Source organism: Pseudomonas kulmbachensis, assembly GCF_963681935.1.
Taxonomy (GTDB): domain Bacteria; phylum Pseudomonadota; class Gammaproteobacteria; order Pseudomonadales; family Pseudomonadaceae; genus Aquipseudomonas; species Aquipseudomonas kulmbachensis.
In genome coordinates, this window is the sequence record NZ_OY817088.1 from 2,899,194 (window position 1) to 2,916,508 (window position 17,315).

Consider the following 17,315-nt stretch of genomic DNA (forward strand, 5'->3'; position numbering starts at 1 on the left):
TCTAGAGGATCAAAATAAGAACAAGGCTACTTGCATTATTGGGTCGGCAGAACATTATTCTTGGCCTTGCCCTACCGTAAAACTCACAACCCAAGCGCCAACGCTGCAAGCTTCGCCACTCCAAGGGGGATGGCCGGCTCAATGCCGTCCTCGAGCATCCAGGCTGCTGACAACCCGGCCCACGCGAGCACCCATTGCAATAACCTGTGGCGATCGATGTCGGATGCCTGTGTCACGATACCGATCCGGCGCGCGAAACAACTTGGGGCCAAAGCGCTTTTGATATCGGGATTACAGAAAATATTCGCGTAATCGAAGCCGCGCTCACCGTACAGTCCCTTAGGATCGATAGCGAGCCACCCCTTAGATCCGAAGTCCAACACATTGCCGTGATGGATGTCACCATGCAGTACCCTTAAGTCGCGCGGCGCATCCAGGAGTTCGCGAGCGGTTTTCGCGCTCTGTACAAATACCCCTCGGTGCGTTGCCGCTGCGCTCCATAGGGCTTCGAACCGTTGCACCAGTGGGACTAAAGCAGGAGCCGGTTTTGCGCGTGGTGTGTGAAGGCGGCTGGCCACAGCACAGAGAATGCGAGTAGCCTCATCGTCCTGGCCGCAGCTCACCATACGTGTAAGCGAGGCCAAGCCGCTCGCGCGCTCCATCAGTAAGGCCTCGCCATCATGTCTCAACACGGGCGCCGCCCCGTCACCATCCCACCAAGCCATGAGCAGATTGCCTGCTTGCTCTTCCACTTCTTGCGAGATTTTGAGCATGGCGGGCATGCCGTAGTGGCGAACGGGAAGTAGATTGCCATTCAGCGAGACGAAAGCATCACCGTCGATGGTCAGTTCCCATCGTTTCAAGTATTGATCAAACATAAACGCATTAATTTTCGCTTTTAATCGAGCAATCATTATGAATGATTGGGACATAAGGCTAAACGTCTGCTTTTGGCCGAGGCTGTGTAAAAACGTTTTTCAGTGCGATAGGCACTCAAAACCAGACTGGAAGTCGCGCTTCTACGGAAAATCCACATCTGCAGATGTGCCGATAAATGCCAGATTTAACGTAGAAGCGCACACTTCAATTTTGGCGACGCGTTTTTACACGCTCTGGGCCGATAGCTGCCGCTCGCGAACAACCACTGTCGGCCAAAAACGGACGGTCGGTGACCTGCAAGCACGTCAACGAATCCTGTGCCCTTTAACGGTGATTCATCGCTCTAGCTACCCCGCCGTCGCTCACCGGTTCAGGAACTTGATGACAGCACTGGCGAACAGTTCTGGCTGATCAAGCATGATGAAGTGAAAACTGCCGTCAATGCGCCTGAAGCTGATGTTGGGGGTCGAGGCATAGGCGTTATGGAACATTGCATCAATGTGGGATGCCTCTACGCCGTAAAGCAGGTCGTAGGCATAGACGACCTCGACAGGCACCTTGATGCGTTCAAGCTCAGGCCGGAGGTCGGTGACCATCAGTTCATACATGGCATCGGCCATCGTCTTTCGGTCCGAGTTCATCCCCGCTGCGACCAGGGCTGGCCTGACCGCTTCAGTTTTAGCGAGACGGGCGATGGCGGCCTGCTGCATGGCGTGCGCCTGCTCAGGCGTTGCCGCCAACATTGCATCGCGCATCGCTACAGCATGCGGGGTCGCCGTTTCACTGGTCGCGGAGGGGTCAAAGAGCAACGTATAGAAGGGCATCGCATCGACAATCATCAGGCGTCCCACTTGATCGGGATGACGCGCACCCAGCATCAGTGCCACCTCACCACCCAACGAATGACCGATGATGACCGGCGCCTCGATGCGCTGGCTGCGGATGTATTCAGCGATCGCTTCGACCGTCGGCGCGACGACTCTCCCGTCTGGATTGGATACGGCAGGCGAGCCGGCAAAGCCAGCTACCTGCACGAGATGGAGACGGTGGCTGTGCCGTAATCTGGAGGCCAAATCAGCCCAGACTTCGTAGGACGACGCAAATCCTGGAATTAAGATGATATCTGTTCCCGAGCCTTGTACCAGCACTGAGATACCACCCTGGTTGACAGTGACTGGCGGCAGCGGTGCAGGCTGGGCTGGCGATGCAGACAACAGCGCCAACATGGTGCCAATCCCGGCAAGGATCACGCCTGCACGCATGGCGTTCCCCTTTTCGCGCAATGCGACGTGACATTTACAGTGTCACGGTCGCCGATTACACCGACGGGTAGGCCGCTTAGCGGGTTCATAGCCATTCCTTTGACCGAAAAAGTATTGCCACTATACGGCGCACAAAGGCATCAGGAAACTCTCCCTGCCGGCAATCCTTGGCGTCCGCTCCGGGTCGATTTCTGCCCTTCGCGACAGGCAGAAATCGGCCAGAATCAGACGTCAGAGTCGTGCAAAAAAATGTGCTCCATTTAGCGTTCCTGGCCCGTTTTCAGGCGCGAAGAAAAGACAGTTTGCCGCCCGTACTTGACTCAAACTTCGTAAGCAATGGTGTAGGTGTTACCGGAGCGCTTGATATGAGCAAAGCCGAGCGCGCCCAAGTGCATGCCAGCGATCATCAAGTTGTCTGAACTGGCAACATCCAGCAGCCTCGTTCGCGTGGCCGCTGATAGCAGCGGGTCCAGGTCGAAGGCAATCGTGACATCAGGGCGCGCAATTTGAATTTGAGGAAAATGAACGATATCGCCCCACACCAGCAGGCTGCCCGCCGCGGATTCGAAGCGGTAACCGCAATGCCCGACGGTATGCCCAGGCAATGGCATCGCGCTGATGCCAGGCAGTACATCATTAGTCGTGAGCGGGCGCAGATTTTTCCGGTATTGCTCGAACACTCTTCGTGCCAATAGAAAATTGCCACGCGCTCGTTCACTGGCCTGGCCAAGGTGGCTATCGTCCTCCCAGAACGCTAGCTCTCGCGGGTCCACAACCAACTCAGCATTGGCGAAGGCCATTTCTCCCGATGCGTTCAACAAGCCACCGATGTGGTCGGGGTGCGCGTGGGTCAGCAGAATCGTGTCTATTTCGTCGGGTTGCACGCCAGCCAATGCAAGATTGGTCAGCAACTCGCCGCCCCATTGATTGAATCCGCCGGCGCCAGCGTCGATCAGAATCGTTCGGCCACGCCCACGTACAAGATAGCAATTGATATGAATCGACGCTGGCTCGCTGATTCCGGCGGCTAGCTGTAGCCGGACCGCCTCCGTTGGCGCGATGTTGGCGAGAAAATCCAGGCTCGCCCCCAAGTAGCCGTCGCTGATGGCGGTGATTGAAAACTCGCCGACTTGCTGGCTGGGGAGTCTCCAGCGATGTACGTCCACGTTACTCATGACTGTAACTGCACGGTCATGGAGCGATATACATTCAACCCCTGCAGATCGCAGGCTCTGGCCTGAGTGCAATCCAGTTTGGCAAGCCAACGCTGTACAGGTGTCTTGTCCAAAGCAACGGCGTGCAGCGCTCGCGGTGTAAGGCCTACCTCAATCAGTGCTTGCGGCCCTTGCTCACTGACCAAAAGGTATTCGTCCGCGCCCACGGCAATTGCTCGGTCCACCCCGGCATAGAGGTTGCGCCTCCAATCAGTGATGTGCGACTGCCAGCGGGAAAAGTTGCCGCCCCCTTTTTTGCGGTACTCGTCGCTTTGCAATACGGCAAGTGTGTCGACTGAATGCAGGGCCAAGTAGGCCGGGCAATCGCCTCTCAAGGCCTTGAAGCGTTGTGAGGTGCTAAACCCGCTGACCGAGATCAGCGCGGGCAGTTTTTCCAGGCTGTAAAACTCATTCCACTCGGCTTCGCTGGCGGGTTCAGCATAATTGCATTCGACTGTATAAATCATAAAAGCCACTTCATTGATTGATGTTTCATCATGCTAATGGCACGGTAACGATTGAAAAAACGACTTTTCGGCACTGTTCAGTGATTAAACATCAAGATGGCTGCCTTGACTTCAGGAAAGACCATGCGTCGAAAACTCCCTAGTAATGCAGCCCTGATTGCCTTTGAAACAGCAGCCCGGCATGGCAGTTTTGCCCGTGCTGCCGACGAGTTAGCCTTGACCGAAGGCGCCATCAGTCGGCAGATAGGTCGCCTGGAAGCCTTTCTGGGTGTCACCCTGTTTGAGCGCGTTGGCAACCGCGTGCGGCTCTTGCCTAACGGTGAGCGCTACGCGGCGCAAGTGCGCGAACTACTCGACCGCCTCGACAGGGACAGCCAGTATTTGATGGGCCAACCCAGCGACGGCGCAAGCCTGGATATCGCCGTCAGTCCAACCTTTGCCCTGCGCTGGCTAATCCCTCGGTTGCCTGGCTTTAGCCAGCAACATCCGAATATCTGCGTACACCTCTCGGAACGCATGGAACCGTTCGTGCTTGCCGGTAGCGGCTTTGATGCCGCTATCCATTTTCAGCACCCAGCCTGGACAGGCATGCACACGCACCGCCTGTTGAACGAAGTGTTAATTCCGGTTTGTCATCCTGCCCTTCTGAACCCGGTCAAGCAGGCAACGGACCTGGATTCACTGCCACGATTACACCGACGGCAGAACCCGGATGCCTGGCAGCGCTATGCACAAGAAACCGGGATTGTCCTGAGCAACGCAGCGATGGGCGCGCGCTACGATTTGCATGCGATGTTGATCGAGGCCGCACTGGCTGGTCTCGGCGTGGCACTCGTACCGCGCCTGTACGTGGAAGCGGAACTGGCGCAAGGCCGGCTGGTTGCGCCATGGCCGCAGGAAAAGAATGTCGCCAAGACCTTTTGCCTCGTGTTACCCGAACCCCTTGAGCTGAGCCGCGCGCCCATCCAGGCATTTGCGCATTGGCTGTTGGAGGAGGCGCAGGTGAGGTAGGGTCGTGCGCAGGTGCCAGGACCGGTTCGGTTTCGTAGGCCACGTTAGTGCTGATCCCACGGGGTGATGATGTCTATGCACGACCAGCTATTCAGTGGATAGGTGATAAAGCTTTTGTGTCTGCTTTTGGCCGATTTCTGCCTTTCGCCACCGGCATCTATGGGTCGTTTTTAGCCGGTCGTGACAGGCTGAAATCGACCCAAAGCTGTCGGTCAAGAATGCCGAAGACATGAATGCATTAATGCACTCATGTCGTTCGGACGCATCTCAGATCATTGCTTGATCAAGTCCCCCGGTTTCCATGCCTTGTCGAAGAACGCCTTGGTCGGGCCGTATAACCGCAGAATTACGAAGTAACCTTCGCCCGGCAGGGTTTTGATCCAGTTTTTACCGGTACCCGGTGAGTCTGGGCCGAAGTGCACGTCGATTGAGCCGTCGGTGTTGGTGACGGGTTTGTCCATGGTGTTCAGCGATGGGAACGGCTGGCCGTTATCCAGGCCTGATGCAGTGATCGAGTCATACGCCGTCACCGACCAGAACAATGCCGCCGGAATGCCTTTGGGAAGGTTCAGCGAGTAGCTGTTGCTACCGGACAGGAATTGGCCTTTGGTATCGACGAAAGTGGCCGGGTACTTGGCGCCGACGTTTTCCATGTTCACCGCCATGCCCGGGCTGGCCGAGTAGGCATTGGTGAAGAAACCGGTGCGCGGGTCGATGTAATTGAAGGTGTCGGCGGTGAACGTCGCATTGCCGGGGAATACGTTCAACCACTTGCGATCCGGATACCAGGTGCCATTGGCGACAATGGTTTGCGGCATGTAGGAAATGGCATGGCCGATCTTGCTTGCAGTTTTCGCTGCCTTGTCGAGCAGGTCGCGGGTGGTAGGCTCCGGCTTGAACGGTTTGCCTTTGACGATACCCAGTGCGGCAAGCATGCCGCGCATTTCCATGTCTTGCGGGTCAACGTATTCGTGGTCGATGAACCGCGACAGCATGTCGAACGCGCTGCCATCGGTGGGGTAGAGCATGTTGACCGGAGTTTTCGAGGCGTTGGGAAACTCCATCGCTTTGGCCGTGGCCTGTTTGCCCAGCGGATAGATACGCGTCTGCTCCATGACCGCGACCGGTGCCTCCAGTTGTTTCGGATCCTTGAAGAATCCGCGCCAGAACACGAACACGCCGTAAGTGCGCGAGCGGTAGGTCAGATAGCCCGGCGGTACCTCACCCTTGTAGTCCGGTGGCAGCACAAGATACTTGCCACCCTTACCTTTGTCCGGCCCCGGCAGCCCAACATCACCACACCACTGGCGACCTTCGATCTGACCTTCAGAGCAGATTGGCCGCTGGAAGAAGTCATCGATAATGCCCTGCAAACCTGGCGGGACCTCGATGACCATCGGGCCGTCCTGCTTAAGATCCAGATAACCCATGGCGTAGATCACGTCGGAGTTGGGCGTGGTGACCCGGGTCTTGGCGTTGAGGCGATCCTTCCAGATCGGCAGCACGTTGTAACCGGTGCCGAAGGCTTTCTCCGAGCCTTCCTTCATGGCGTACATGTTCAACGCCGGCAACGCCCAGATGTACGACTGCACGGCGCGCTGGAACAGCAATTCGTTTTGCAGTTGTTCCACGCCTTCGAGCGTGGGATACCCGCCCGCAAACGGCAAATCGGCCAGTTGCTCATAGTGCGTGGCGGCCTGGGCGCTGGTGCTGATCGACAGGGCCAGGCCCATTGCGGTCAATGATTTTGCAAGTGTGTTCATCTTGAACATCCTGTCCCGGTCAATTGGTTTTCACTACGGCTGGCGGCACCCACTGGCCGTTCAGCGCGGCCGGTTCAGGCCAATAAGCGCGGATGTATAGCGAGAAATCGGCGCCTTTTGGTGTCGGCAGCCAGTTGCTTTCCTTGTCCTTGCCCGGCGAATCGTTTTGCACGTAGATCGTCAGCGAACCATCGGTATTGGCTTGCAGCGATTTGTTTTTGGTGCCGATCGAATAACGCTTGAGTTCATTCGGGGAGAAGAAGTGTTGTTCGTTGTAGAGCGTCAGCGACCAGAAACCTTTCACCGGTGGCAGCTGACCTTTGGCAAAGGTCACGGTATAGCCATTTTGACCATTGAGGCGGGTGCCGGACTTGTCCAGATCCTGATAGAAGTATTTGGTCTCTTTCTGTTGATTGACGAAGATGTTCGAGCGCGCCACAGCGGTACGGCTGAAGTAGTCGGTACCAAACGCCGCACCGTTGCTGATGGTGCTCCAGTGATCAGGTAGTTGCAGGCCGTAGTTGCGAAATTGCAGCAGCGGATCAATCACTTCGCTGTCGGCTTTTTTCGCCTCATCGATCATCGCCGCCTTGAGTTGCGGATCGGCCTTGGCGATGGCAGCGAGGGCGGCCATTTGCGCGTAACGGGCTTCTTCGCCCGGCAACGGTTTGGCGTCCTTGAGCAGGGCCGGCAACTCGTCGAAGAATTTCTCCGGCATCACCCATTTGGTTTCGTCGCTGCCCGCTGCCTGCGCCGGGAATTTCGGCAGTTTCGCCCAGTCGCGATGTTTGACCTTGCCGTCGTATTGCGACAGCGGGTACATGTCCACGCCCGACAGCGACGCTTGAATGGCTGCGCGGTCGGCTGCGGTATCGTCCTGGAACACTCGGGGAATCACGAAGCCGGTGTTGGTGCGTGCACGGAAGACTTTGGTGATGCCCGCCGGAACTTTGCCATTCCAGTCCGGGCCAACCAGCAGATAGAAGCCAGGTTTGCTGCCGTACATCTTGCCGAGTTCGGCAAAGCTGTCGGAGCGCAGGTCCACCACCTGATACACCCAGAAACGGCTGCCGAAGTCCGGCACTTGCAGCACCACCGGCTCCAGATCCAGCGCAATGCTGCCCGCGCCGTACACCACGTCCTGATTCGGGCACGCTACCAGACGTTCGGCCGGATCAATGTAATCGCTGAGCATCGACAGTCGATTGATTGGCGCGACCGGGACGATGCCACCCATCAAGCCAGGTTCGGGCAGGTCTTTGAAAGCCTGGCGACGGTTGAAAATATTGGCCATCGGCCAACCCCAGAAATACGCTTCGCGCGCCATCATGCGTACATAGGGTTCGGTGACTTTGGTGCCGGCGACGGGGCCGGAAACTTCGTCAGCGCGGCTTTGCGGTGCCAGCAAGGTTGTGGTTGCCAGTGCACCAATCAACGTCAGTGCGAACAGGTTCAGGCGATGGGGCGATTGATTCATAAAGCATCCTTACTTGCGGGATCACCCTTTGCAGGTGAGTCGCAGAAAAGATAGCCTAAGTTTGGCGGGGTGACGCCTGAACGTCTGCTTTTGGCCGATGGTGTGTAAAAACGTTTTTGAGCGCGACAGCCACTCAAAACTGTACTGAAAATTACGCCTCTACGCGAAATCCACATCTGCTTACGCGCCGATAAATTTCAGATTTAACGCAGACGCGCATACTTCAATTTAGGCGAAGCGTTTTTACACACTCTGGGCCGACAGCAGTCCTTCGCGAGGACTACAATCGGCCAAATATGGACATTAGAGACTCTTACAAAGTCAGAACGACTCTCCTTTAAAAAATTATCCTGGCTAAAAAAGCCCCCCAGATCACTCGGCACCCAGCTCATAACAATCAACTCCCCAGTCACCTCAGCCCTTCCCTGCCGCTGATTTGTGGTTGTATACCGGATCTTAGTCGCTTCAAAATGAACCCCTTCAAACACCCGCCGAATGTCTGGGTGGCCGTTGATACTGAGCATCACCTTCCCTTTGTAACGCCGCATAAAATCAGCCATACGCTCGTAGCTTTCAAACGGGAAGTCGACGCCATAGCCAGCGGTCTGCCAGTAAGGTGGGTCAATATAGTGGAAGGTGTGTGCCCGGTCGTAGCGCTCTGCGCACTCAAGCCTGGGCAGGTTTTCAACTTAGGTACACCTGCATCGAGGACGACATGCTGGCCTCGGTGTATCTGCACGCTGACCAGCCGCTCAAGAGTGGGGGCGGATTGCTTATTAGGAAGGCTCGTCGCCTTACTGGTCTGGTTCATAGAAAATGTAACTGAAAATCGACTAGCCTCAGTCCACTGCCTGCAACCAATTAAGTAAATCCATTTCCAAGCTGCCTGGCTTAGGTGCTGTGGGAAATAGCAGGCAGTAGCGTGAGCCGTCTTCAACAAAACCTAGTGGCGCGGCCAACACACCGCTCTGGATATCGTCGCGCACTAAATGCCATGGACCAATGGCCACCCCGAGGCCTGCGACAGCTGCTTGGATGCTGAAATAAAAGTGCTCAAACGATTGCATCTCCATGGAAGGAGTGGGCAGTCCTTTTGCACTAGCCCACTCCTGCCAAGCCATAGGTCGGCTAGTAGTCTGAAGCAGTGGGGCCATGGAGCGCAGACATTTCCTGCTTTTACTGAACCACTGATCTGCCATTTCTGGTCTGCATACAGGGCCGACCTTTTCTGGGAATAGGCTCTCAACATGATAGCCGGGGGGGCGAGGAAAATCGTCCCGCCGAATGGCCAAATCTATGCCATGGTCGAACGAAAAGCTGCCGCCGCCGGCCACTAAATGAATTTCTGGCCCCCTATGATGTGTTTGGAAGTTGCTCCAACGAGGGATCAACCATCGCATTAACAGCGTTGGCTCGCAGGACAGGACAAGCTGGCGAGCACGACGGGCATCGGTACGTATCTCGCGAACTGCCTGGTTCATCAATCCAAGCCCTTCACTAACGGCTTTCGCCAAACGTCGTCCAGCGTCTGTTAAAAAAACCCTTCGGCTACGCCGCTCGAACAGGTCAACACCTAGATCCTCCTCAAGCAAGCGCACTGCTCGGCTTATGGCACCTGGCGTCAGATGCAACTCCTCAGCCGCACGGGCGAAGTTTTCGAACCGTCCGGCCGATTCGAAGCAACGCAGCGCGAGCAGAGAAGGCGTGCGAGCTTCAGAGATTAGTGAGCTGTACTCACTATTTTCTTCAGAAATCATCGTTATTACCAGAGCAAATAATCTGTAAATATTGCTTTTTACCACTAAGAATTCGAAGAGTACGGCATGAACGAATGGATAGCTGTAATCACCATTACAATACTCGCATGCGTCAGTCCGGGGCCGGATTTCGCCATGGTTTCTCGCAATGGATTGCTACTGTCTCGACGGGCGGGAGTCCTCACAGCTGTGGGAATTGGTACTGGGGTTCTAGTCCACGTCTGCTATACCTTGCTCGGACTAGGCTTAGTGCTTCAACAAACGCCTTGGTTGTTCAATGCGCTGAAGCTGGCTGGAGCTGCGTATCTTGTCTACCTAGGCATCAAAATGCTTCGTTCCAGGCCGGTTATTGAAGAGCTGGATGCACCGTTAACCGCAATGTCAGATCTGGCAGCTTTACGCACGGGATTTCTCACAAACGCGTTGAATCCGAAAACATCGATCTTCATCGTTAGTTTGTTCATTGGTGTAGTACGACCGGACACCTCCCTGACAGTGCAAATTGCATATGGCGTGTTCATCGCTGGGGCGCACGCGGTATGGTTTAGCCTCGTCGCGTTGTGCTTCTCTGCCGGGATAGTGCGCGAGAAACTAGTGGCCTCACGGCAATGGATTGACCGATTTTTTGGAGGCCTACTGGTGAGTTTCGGGATTCTGCTGACAATCGCTCAGCGTTCAGTCTGAGGTGAATTTGCCCCTGCGCTGGGCCTTCAAGCACGCCGCGTGTTCGAGTTGTTTCTCGACCTGACTCTGTTATGTATGAATGTGTACTTGAGCAGTTTGAGTGACAGTCACTGATGAGAATGAGCAGCTTTGCTCGAACGAAAGACCCAGCAGCTCGCTGCCACCAGCACCCATGCTGCAATACCGCCATACAGCATTACCCAGCCAAACCCATGCGCCAACGCTGCATTCGCGACATCGACCGGAATCGTAGTTCCCTGGCCAGTCTGCGCCAACACGGCAGCATTGCCGGCTGAAATACTCTCCGCCAACAACCTCAGTTGCACATCATCGGGCGAGCCAGGTAACTGGCTGCGCAAGGAAGACAGGATGCCTTCCACCAAGATGAATCCCATCAACGCAATATTGATTGCAAGACTGATCATACGAGCGCTGATATCAATTCCTGATGCCATGCCAGCACGTGCGCTGGGCACCGATCCGGTGGTGGTATTGGTTACCGGCGTGTTGGTCAGTCCCAGGCCGATCCCGGCGATCAGACAGCCTGGAAGCATCGTCAGCCAGCTGGCCTGCGTGACACTGCTGCCCCATTTCATCAGCAGGAACCCTAGGCCGATGGTGAACAAGCCTGCGGGAATCACCACGTCAGGTCGATAGCGCAGCGCCAGCCGTTCGCCTAACGGGGGGATAACCAACGTCGGTAGTGTGTAAGCCAGCAGTGCCAGACCGGTGCCCACACTGGCGTAGCCAAGGCTATTTTGAAAGTACAGAGGCAGGTAGATCATGAATGGCCAGAAGCTGAAGTTCATGCCTGCCGACCCTAGCAAAGCACCCGAGAAGCGGCGGATGCGCAATACAGAGAAGTCGAACATGGGATCGACATGGCGTCGCTGCGCAACGACAAAGACAATGAAGCTGACCATTGCCACTATCAGGCTGGCGATGGACGAACCGCTGGAGAAACCCACCCCCGCTCCCTGCGTGATGAACCAGGAAAGACCCAACACTGCCAGCGACAGCGAAATAATGCCCAACACATCCAGCCTGCGACGCTGCGGATCACGTGATTCATCGACACCGACGATCACCAGTACCAACGCGAGTACCGCAATTGGCGCATGCACCAGGAATACCCATTCCCAACTCGACAACGCCACGATAGCGGCGCCGATAATCGGACCGAACCCCAAACCAATGCCGAACACGATCCCCCAGGCACTGAAAGCTTTACCGCGCGAAACTCCAGACTGGAATCGATGAGACAGAACGGCCACCTGGCAGATCAGCATGGCACCACCGGCCATGCCTTGCAGGAATCGGCTGGCAATCAAGACACTGGCGCTGTCCGCCCATCCACAGCCTAGTGAGGTCATACCGAAAAGCACCAGGCTAATGATAAACACTCGCTTGCGCCCATACCGATCCGCCAGTGTGCCGGTGGCCATCAGTACCGTGGTGCAGGCGATGGTGTAGGCATTCATGATCCACTGCATATCTTTGAAATCGCTGCGCAGAACCGATTCAAGTGTGGGCAGAATGGCCGGCACGCTCGAGATTTCCAGGCCGAACATCAGCGAGGCCAAGCAAACGGCGGCTATCGTGAAAACATCTTTTTGCGAAGAAGAGAACTGCATCGTGATCTTCCAGATCAAGTTGATGGGCTCCGGCAAGACCGCTCTGAATGTCAGCCTCGCCAGACATAACGCCAAGTGACCGGCCGCATTCTGGAAGTAATTAAAAAATGACAGAAATGATTTAATTTCGTAAGTTTTATTAATATTCGTCATGAGTTGACTAAATGGACTTCGACCCAGCGCTATTGCGTGCTTTTGTCGCGATCAAGGAAACCGGCAGTTTCACTCGTGCCGCAGAGCGGCTGCACTTGAGCCAGTCAGCGATCAGTCATCAAATCCGTCGTTTGGAAGAACAGGCCGGTACCACGCTACTGGTGCGCACCACCCGACGTTTGACGCTGACAGAAGATGGCGAAGATTTCCTGCGCCATGCCGAACACGTCCTAAGAGCGCAAGACGCCCTCTCCCGGCGTTTCGAAGCGTCGTCGGTATCCGGGGCCGTGCGCTTCGGAGTGCCTGAAAATTTTATCGGCGACGGCCTACCGCCGTTACTGACTCGGTTCGCCAGGCAATTTCCCGCCGTACGTCTGGATGTAACCGTTGGCACCTACCTTGATCTGCGCGCGCTGGTCGATGCCGATGGGCTCGATCTGGCCGTCGTCATGGCATTGCCGGGCAGTCCCCCCGGCGGTACCGTACTGCGCGAAACCCGGTTTGTCTGGGCCGCAGCGCAGAGTTTCGACTTTACCGGCGACTCCCCTTTGCCGCTGGCGTTTGCACCAACGCCCTGCTTGCACCGCCAAGTGGCCGTAGAGGCATTGGAGCATTCCACTGTGGATTGGCGGGTCGCCTTTACCTCCCCAAGTCAACAAGGACTGCGGGCAGCAGTGTTGGCGGGGCTTGCCGTCACCGCTCTACCGTTGGGAGATCTAGAGCCCGGCATGGTAGTTATTGACGGCCAACATGGCCTGCCAGCGCTGCTGGATGCTGACTTCAGACTGATTTGGAGTGCCACAGGAAAGACGCCTGCGGCCAATGCATTTGGGCAGCTGCTGGTAGAGATGTCTGAGTCGCCATCAATCTAGAACAAGCTGACTGCCATTGGCATTCCAGAGTCAGTGCCCTGTTGATTATGAAGGGTGGCTTTGGATGGTTGCGGCTCTTAGCGACAGGCCGCAACTCGACTATCGCAGTTGACCGGCAGTGACCCAATGACAACATCTCAGACGGTTCGCACGCTCCTCGCCAATGGTCTGCTCGAGCGGAATGCCCATCCTACCGACACTCGGGCCAAGGTAATTTCCGTCACCGATGCCGGGCGAGAATTGGCGCACGAGGCCGTCCTTGTTGTGGAGGAAGTTGACCGCCAATTTTTCTTACCGTTGGGCGAGCAGCGGTCCAGCTTGGTACAGTTTTTTCAAATGATGCTCGACAAAGGGCCAGTGCCGGATGAATTGTCTTGATTATGTAGACACGCAATGACCGCTTCTGGCCGATTCTGTTGAAAAATTGCTCTTTTAAAGGTCAGCTTGCAGACGTCTGCTTTAACCAGTCCAGAATTGTCTTGGTTGTCTCTTGTGGCTTTTCTTCCTGAATCCAGTGGCCTGTGTCCAGGCTGACAACCTCGACGTTTGGCACAAAGTCACTCAGATTTGGGGACTTTGGTATCGTATCGCGGTCCCCGTAGATCATTAGCGCGGGGTGATGAACAATCGGGTCAACGTCCGCCAAAAGATGCCAGTTGCGGTCCAGATTTCGATACCAGTTGATACTGCTCGTGAAGCCAGAGACCTCAAACGCGGCGTCGAGGACAGACAGCTCGGCATCTGTCATGAGCGGCTCTCCGGTATCAGCCTCAGCCTCAGCCAAGTTGATCATTGCCATTCCTACTTCGGGTGCTTGTGTTTGTTCGTTCTTGCGATACAGATTTCGAAGGAACTGTTGCCTGTTTTGATCCAGGATCGCATCCGCCACTCCGGGGTGCCGATTGAAATGCACCATGTAGTTATCAGGCCCCATGAAGCTTTCGATCAACTCCACCCACGGGATGTCACCCCGTTCCTGATAGGGAAGTGCGAGCGCGATGAGCTTGCTCACGCGGTTTGGATGCAGTAGCGCCGTACCCCAGACAACATTAGCGCCCCAATCATGGCCGACAAAGACGGCATCGTCGTATCCGAAGTGATCAAGCAGCGCGACAAGGTCGTCAGTCAAATGCGCGAGGTCATATGCGGTCACGTCAGTCGGCCGTGCAGAATTGCCATACCCACGCTGGTTCGGCACGATGACGTGATAGCCAGCGGTCGCAAGCGCTGGCAATTGATGCCGCCAGCAAAAGGCATGCGCCGGCCAGCCGTGACAAAGTACGATCGGGTTTCCAAAATTTTCTTTTCCTGCTTCAAAAACTTCCAATTCAACACCGTTTACCGAGATCAAAGTGGGCATGGGAAAGCCGTTGGAGTTAAACATTTATCTTCCTTTTTGGTTTGGATGGGCGATCAGGCAGCGGCGCAGCACTTGATGCCGGTAGTTCCGAGGATTCGTGCCAGACATCCAGCTGACGTCGACACTCGTAAACTACGAGGTAAAGGTGTCAAAATCTGACACCTTTGATTATTGATCCAAAGAAGATGAATGTTCGCCTTCGACAAGAAGCCATCATACGCAGCCTCCGCCGCAACGGATCATCAACCATTGCCGAGCTCGCAGGCCAGGTAGGGGCATCCCGCAGCACGCTGTTACGTGACATTAATGCGTTGCGAGAACAGGGTTTTGTCATTCGCTCTGAACCTGGTCGCGGCGGCGGGCTGCAACTTGACCCCCGTTCAGTTCAGACCGCGCCACGTCTTTCAGTGATCGAGGTTTTTGCGCTTTTGATCAGCGTGGCATCTATGCGTGCGGCGGGAAATCTACCATTCTCAAGCGTTGCAGATACCGGACTTGCAAAGATTGAAAAGGCACTGCCGTCAGACAAAATTCGGGATTTGCGGCATTTTCTGGACTGTCTGTATATTGGAGAACTTGCCCCGCAGGTGGACAGAACCAATATCGGAACAATGGACCCTGCCTTGCTTCCGGAATTTGAGGCAGCCTTTCTTCAGCGCCTGCATCTGCGATTCAATTACCGCGATGCAAAAGGTGAAAGCAGCACACGTGTGGTTGAGCCGCAAGCGATGCTGATTCTGCCGCCACTCTGGTATCTGGTGGCCTGGGATCCTGCACGTGAAGATTTCCGGCATTTCCGCATGGACAGGATCAGAGAACCGTACTGTATCGAAGGAACGACGTTTCGAAAACGGAACGTCGTTTTCGATGATGGCGTCCGACCTCTGGATAATTCACAGCGCTAGTGTTTCGCGGCGGTTTCCTATCCCGAATCAGTGGCACACAGAACTTAAAACCAAAGTGGGTGGTATGCCATACAGGTGCAAGGAAATGTGATTTACGTACCCACAAAGAAAGGCTCTCACGCTCAGCTTAATGTAGGGGCTGTTTTATATAAGCGGAGTCATTCAGTGAGAATGCTTCTGTGAGCGTTTTACCAAGATTGCCTTGACCAATAGCTGATTCGGTTCGATACCTAATCCTCATGACACAACTAAAGGGTTTTTCGTGATCCTGCGCCTCTACGGCCCTACCAAGAGCTTTTTCGACAAGGCATGGAAACCTGGCGACCTGCAAAAACAGTAGTCACCATGCTGCACTGCGCAGAGGAGCATTGATGGGGTGCTTCGTGAACCGGCTTGAGAGGTTCACGAATGCACTTCGTTGCTCAGTTCACGTGTAATGAACTACCCGCGCAGCCTTGTTCGGCAGGATGAGCGCGGCACACACAAACCCCACTACCACCATGCAGGCAGACACCAGGATGGCGTAGCTGAAGCCTTGCACTGCACTACCCCCGTCCGCCAGCACGGCGATGCTCACCGCGACACCCACGGCCAGACCGACTGCAGACCCGACTTCCTGGGTCGTGGTCAGCATGCCGCCCGCCAAACCATGATCGACCGCATCGACGCCCTCGATACCGGCCACGGTCCAGGCCGGGAATGCGATGCCGTAACCAATGCCCGCCAACAAGGTTCCGGGAAGAATCGAACCGGCCCAGGAAGTATCCACGGCCAAGGAAACGCCCAGCAAAGCCAGGCCACAGATAAACAGCGTCATACCGCCCAGAATCACCGGTTTGGTATCGACCCTGGCGATCAGGGTAGGTCCGACCCAGGCGCTGGAGAGCGTGAAGGCTATCGCCATCGGCAACAGCCCCAGGCCTGTCTGAGTAGCACTGAAACCGAGGATTTCCTGCATATACAGAGCCACGACGACAAAAGTCGGCCCCAACGCGGTATTCGCCAGCAGCGACACCAGGTTTGCGCCGCCGGTCATGCGCCGCCAAAAAATCGGAATGGGCATCAGCGGATACTCGACCCGGCTTTCAACCCACACAAATACCGCGAGCAGCCCCACGGCCAGAGCAATCAACCCGTATGTGACGGGAGATGCAAGACCTACGTGCTCGCTGTTGGCAAACGCGAACACCAATGTTGCAGCACCCGCTGCGACCAGAATCGCGCCGCCGATATCCAGGCGCATCGCAGCCATTGAAGCCTCGCGCTTGCCTTCTGGCAAATACCCTGCAAGGGCAATCACCAGTACACCCACGGGGACGTTGATCCAGAGCACCCAGCGCCAGCCCAGCGCGTCGGTGATCAGGCCACCCAAAATCAACCCTGCGACGAAACCGCTTGCAGCTACGGCCGTCCAGGCCCCTAACGCACGGTTGCGCGATTTCTCGTCAGGAAACAGCGCCAGCAGCAACGAGAAGGCCGCCGGTGAAAAGAGTGCCGCGCCAAAGCCTTGCATGGCCCGGGTCACGATGAGCATTGCGGGGCTCTGCGAGAAGCCGCCGAGCAACGAACCCAGGGTGAAGATCACCAGGCCCAGCAAAAATACCCGGCGACGGCCAAACATGTCGGCAGCGCGCCCACCCAACAGCAGAAACCCCGCAATGGCGACGCCATAGGCATTGATGACCCACTGCAAGGCCCCAGGGGTGAACCCCAGGCTTTCCTGAATCTGTGGCAAGGGAATCATGGTGATAGAAAAGTCGAGCAATGCCACAAATTGAGTCGTGCATAACAAAATGAGGCAAAGCCGCCAGCGAGGATTATTCATTGGTACATCCTTGTTGATTTAGTTTTACTAAATTTGTTTAGAACCTCTAAAC

15 protein-coding genes and 1 pseudogene are annotated in these 17,315 nt (G+C 55.7%); 5 read left to right on the top strand and 11 right to left on the bottom strand.

The window, feature by feature from the left end; translation table 11 throughout:
- Window positions 1-83: 83 nt before the first annotated feature.
- The 4 genes from U5A05_RS13220 to U5A05_RS13235 all read right to left on the bottom strand — a co-directional run bounded on the left by U5A05_RS13220 (window position 84) and on the right by U5A05_RS13235 (window position 3,822).
- Window positions 84-878, bottom strand: coding sequence for an aminoglycoside phosphotransferase family protein (locus U5A05_RS13220; protein ID WP_321836511.1), 795 nt, complete (start codon window positions 876-878; stop codon window positions 84-86).
- 363 nt (window positions 879-1,241) lie between these two features.
- A complete protein-coding gene (locus U5A05_RS13225; protein WP_321833269.1) occupies window positions 1,242-2,141 on the bottom strand; it encodes an alpha/beta fold hydrolase in 900 nt (299 codons plus the stop codon).
- A 320-nt stretch (window positions 2,142-2,461) separates the two neighbouring features.
- The gene (locus U5A05_RS13230; protein WP_321833271.1) at window positions 2,462-3,316 is read right to left on the bottom strand and encodes an MBL fold metallo-hydrolase; all 855 of its coding nucleotides are present in this window, start codon (window positions 3,314-3,316) and stop codon (window positions 2,462-2,464) included.
- Window positions 3,313-3,822: a sugar ABC transporter gene (locus U5A05_RS13235; protein ID WP_321833273.1), complete on the bottom strand. Its 510-nt coding sequence runs from the start codon at window positions 3,820-3,822 to the stop codon at window positions 3,313-3,315. Before U5A05_RS13235 ends, U5A05_RS13230 begins: the two co-directional genes overlap by 4 nt.
- 123 nt (window positions 3,823-3,945) lie before the next feature.
- On the opposite strand from U5A05_RS13235, the gene U5A05_RS13240 reads away from it, so the two are divergent.
- Window positions 3,946-4,833, top strand: a complete 888-nt coding sequence (locus U5A05_RS13240; RefSeq protein ID WP_321833274.1) for a LysR substrate-binding domain-containing protein — start codon at window positions 3,946-3,948, stop codon at window positions 4,831-4,833.
- A gap of 272 nt (window positions 4,834-5,105) precedes the next feature.
- On the opposite strand, the gene U5A05_RS13245 is transcribed toward U5A05_RS13240, so the two are convergent.
- The 4 genes and pseudogenes from U5A05_RS13245 to U5A05_RS13260 all read right to left on the bottom strand — a co-directional run bounded on the left by U5A05_RS13245 (window position 5,106) and on the right by U5A05_RS13260 (window position 9,830).
- Window positions 5,106-6,596 carry a DUF1254 domain-containing protein gene (locus U5A05_RS13245; RefSeq protein ID WP_321833275.1) on the bottom strand — a complete coding sequence of 497 codons (1,491 nt, stop codon included), beginning with the start codon at window positions 6,594-6,596 and terminating at the stop codon, window positions 5,106-5,108.
- A 19-nt stretch (window positions 6,597-6,615) separates the two neighbouring features.
- Window positions 6,616-8,073 carry a DUF1214 domain-containing protein gene (locus tag U5A05_RS13250; protein ID WP_161719348.1) on the bottom strand — a complete coding sequence of 486 codons (1,458 nt, stop codon included), beginning with the start codon at window positions 8,071-8,073 and terminating at the stop codon, window positions 6,616-6,618.
- A gap of 356 nt (window positions 8,074-8,429) precedes the next feature.
- Window positions 8,430-8,762 (bottom strand): annotated as a pseudogene (locus U5A05_RS13255) (DNA adenine methylase); the annotation flags it as partial.
- Window positions 8,763-8,912: 150 nt separating this feature from the next.
- On the bottom strand, window positions 8,913-9,830 hold the full coding sequence (locus tag U5A05_RS13260) for a LysR family transcriptional regulator (RefSeq protein ID WP_321833277.1): 918 nt from the start codon (window positions 9,828-9,830) through the stop codon (window positions 8,913-8,915).
- Between the two features lie 66 nt (window positions 9,831-9,896).
- On the opposite strand from U5A05_RS13260, the gene U5A05_RS13265 reads away from it, so the two are divergent.
- Complete coding sequence (locus tag U5A05_RS13265; protein ID WP_261738354.1) at window positions 9,897-10,514, top strand: LysE family translocator; 618 nt, start codon at window positions 9,897-9,899, stop codon at window positions 10,512-10,514.
- Window positions 10,515-10,621: 107 nt separating this feature from the next.
- Here the strand turns inward: U5A05_RS13265 and U5A05_RS13270 are convergent, their stop codons facing one another.
- Window positions 10,622-12,148, bottom strand: a complete 1,527-nt coding sequence (locus tag U5A05_RS13270; RefSeq protein ID WP_321836512.1) for an MFS transporter — start codon at window positions 12,146-12,148, stop codon at window positions 10,622-10,624.
- Between the two features lie 164 nt (window positions 12,149-12,312).
- On the opposite strand from U5A05_RS13270, the gene U5A05_RS13275 reads away from it, so the two are divergent.
- Together U5A05_RS13275 and U5A05_RS13280 are read left to right on the top strand one after the other, a co-directional pair.
- Window positions 12,313-13,173: a LysR family transcriptional regulator gene (locus U5A05_RS13275; RefSeq protein ID WP_321833278.1), complete on the top strand. Its 861-nt coding sequence runs from the start codon at window positions 12,313-12,315 to the stop codon at window positions 13,171-13,173.
- A gap of 126 nt (window positions 13,174-13,299) precedes the next feature.
- Window positions 13,300-13,551 carry a MarR family winged helix-turn-helix transcriptional regulator gene (locus U5A05_RS13280; protein WP_341850363.1) on the top strand — a complete coding sequence of 84 codons (252 nt, stop codon included), beginning with the start codon at window positions 13,300-13,302 and terminating at the stop codon, window positions 13,549-13,551.
- Between the two features lie 61 nt (window positions 13,552-13,612).
- On the opposite strand, the gene U5A05_RS13285 is transcribed toward U5A05_RS13280, so the two are convergent.
- Window positions 13,613-14,557: an alpha/beta fold hydrolase gene (locus U5A05_RS13285; protein ID WP_321833280.1), complete on the bottom strand. Its 945-nt coding sequence runs from the start codon at window positions 14,555-14,557 to the stop codon at window positions 13,613-13,615.
- Between the two features lie 140 nt (window positions 14,558-14,697).
- Here U5A05_RS13285 and U5A05_RS13290 point away from each other — a divergent pair, with 140 nt between their 5' ends.
- Window positions 14,698-15,438 (top strand): helix-turn-helix transcriptional regulator, encoded by a 741-nt coding sequence (locus tag U5A05_RS13290; RefSeq protein WP_321833282.1) that lies wholly within the window; start codon window positions 14,698-14,700, stop codon window positions 15,436-15,438.
- Window positions 15,439-15,865: 427 nt separating this feature from the next.
- Here U5A05_RS13290 and U5A05_RS13295 read toward each other — a convergent pair whose 3' ends face one another.
- Window positions 15,866-17,263 (bottom strand): MFS transporter, encoded by a 1,398-nt coding sequence (locus tag U5A05_RS13295; RefSeq protein ID WP_261738361.1) that lies wholly within the window; start codon window positions 17,261-17,263, stop codon window positions 15,866-15,868.
- Window positions 17,264-17,315 lie beyond the last annotated feature (52 nt).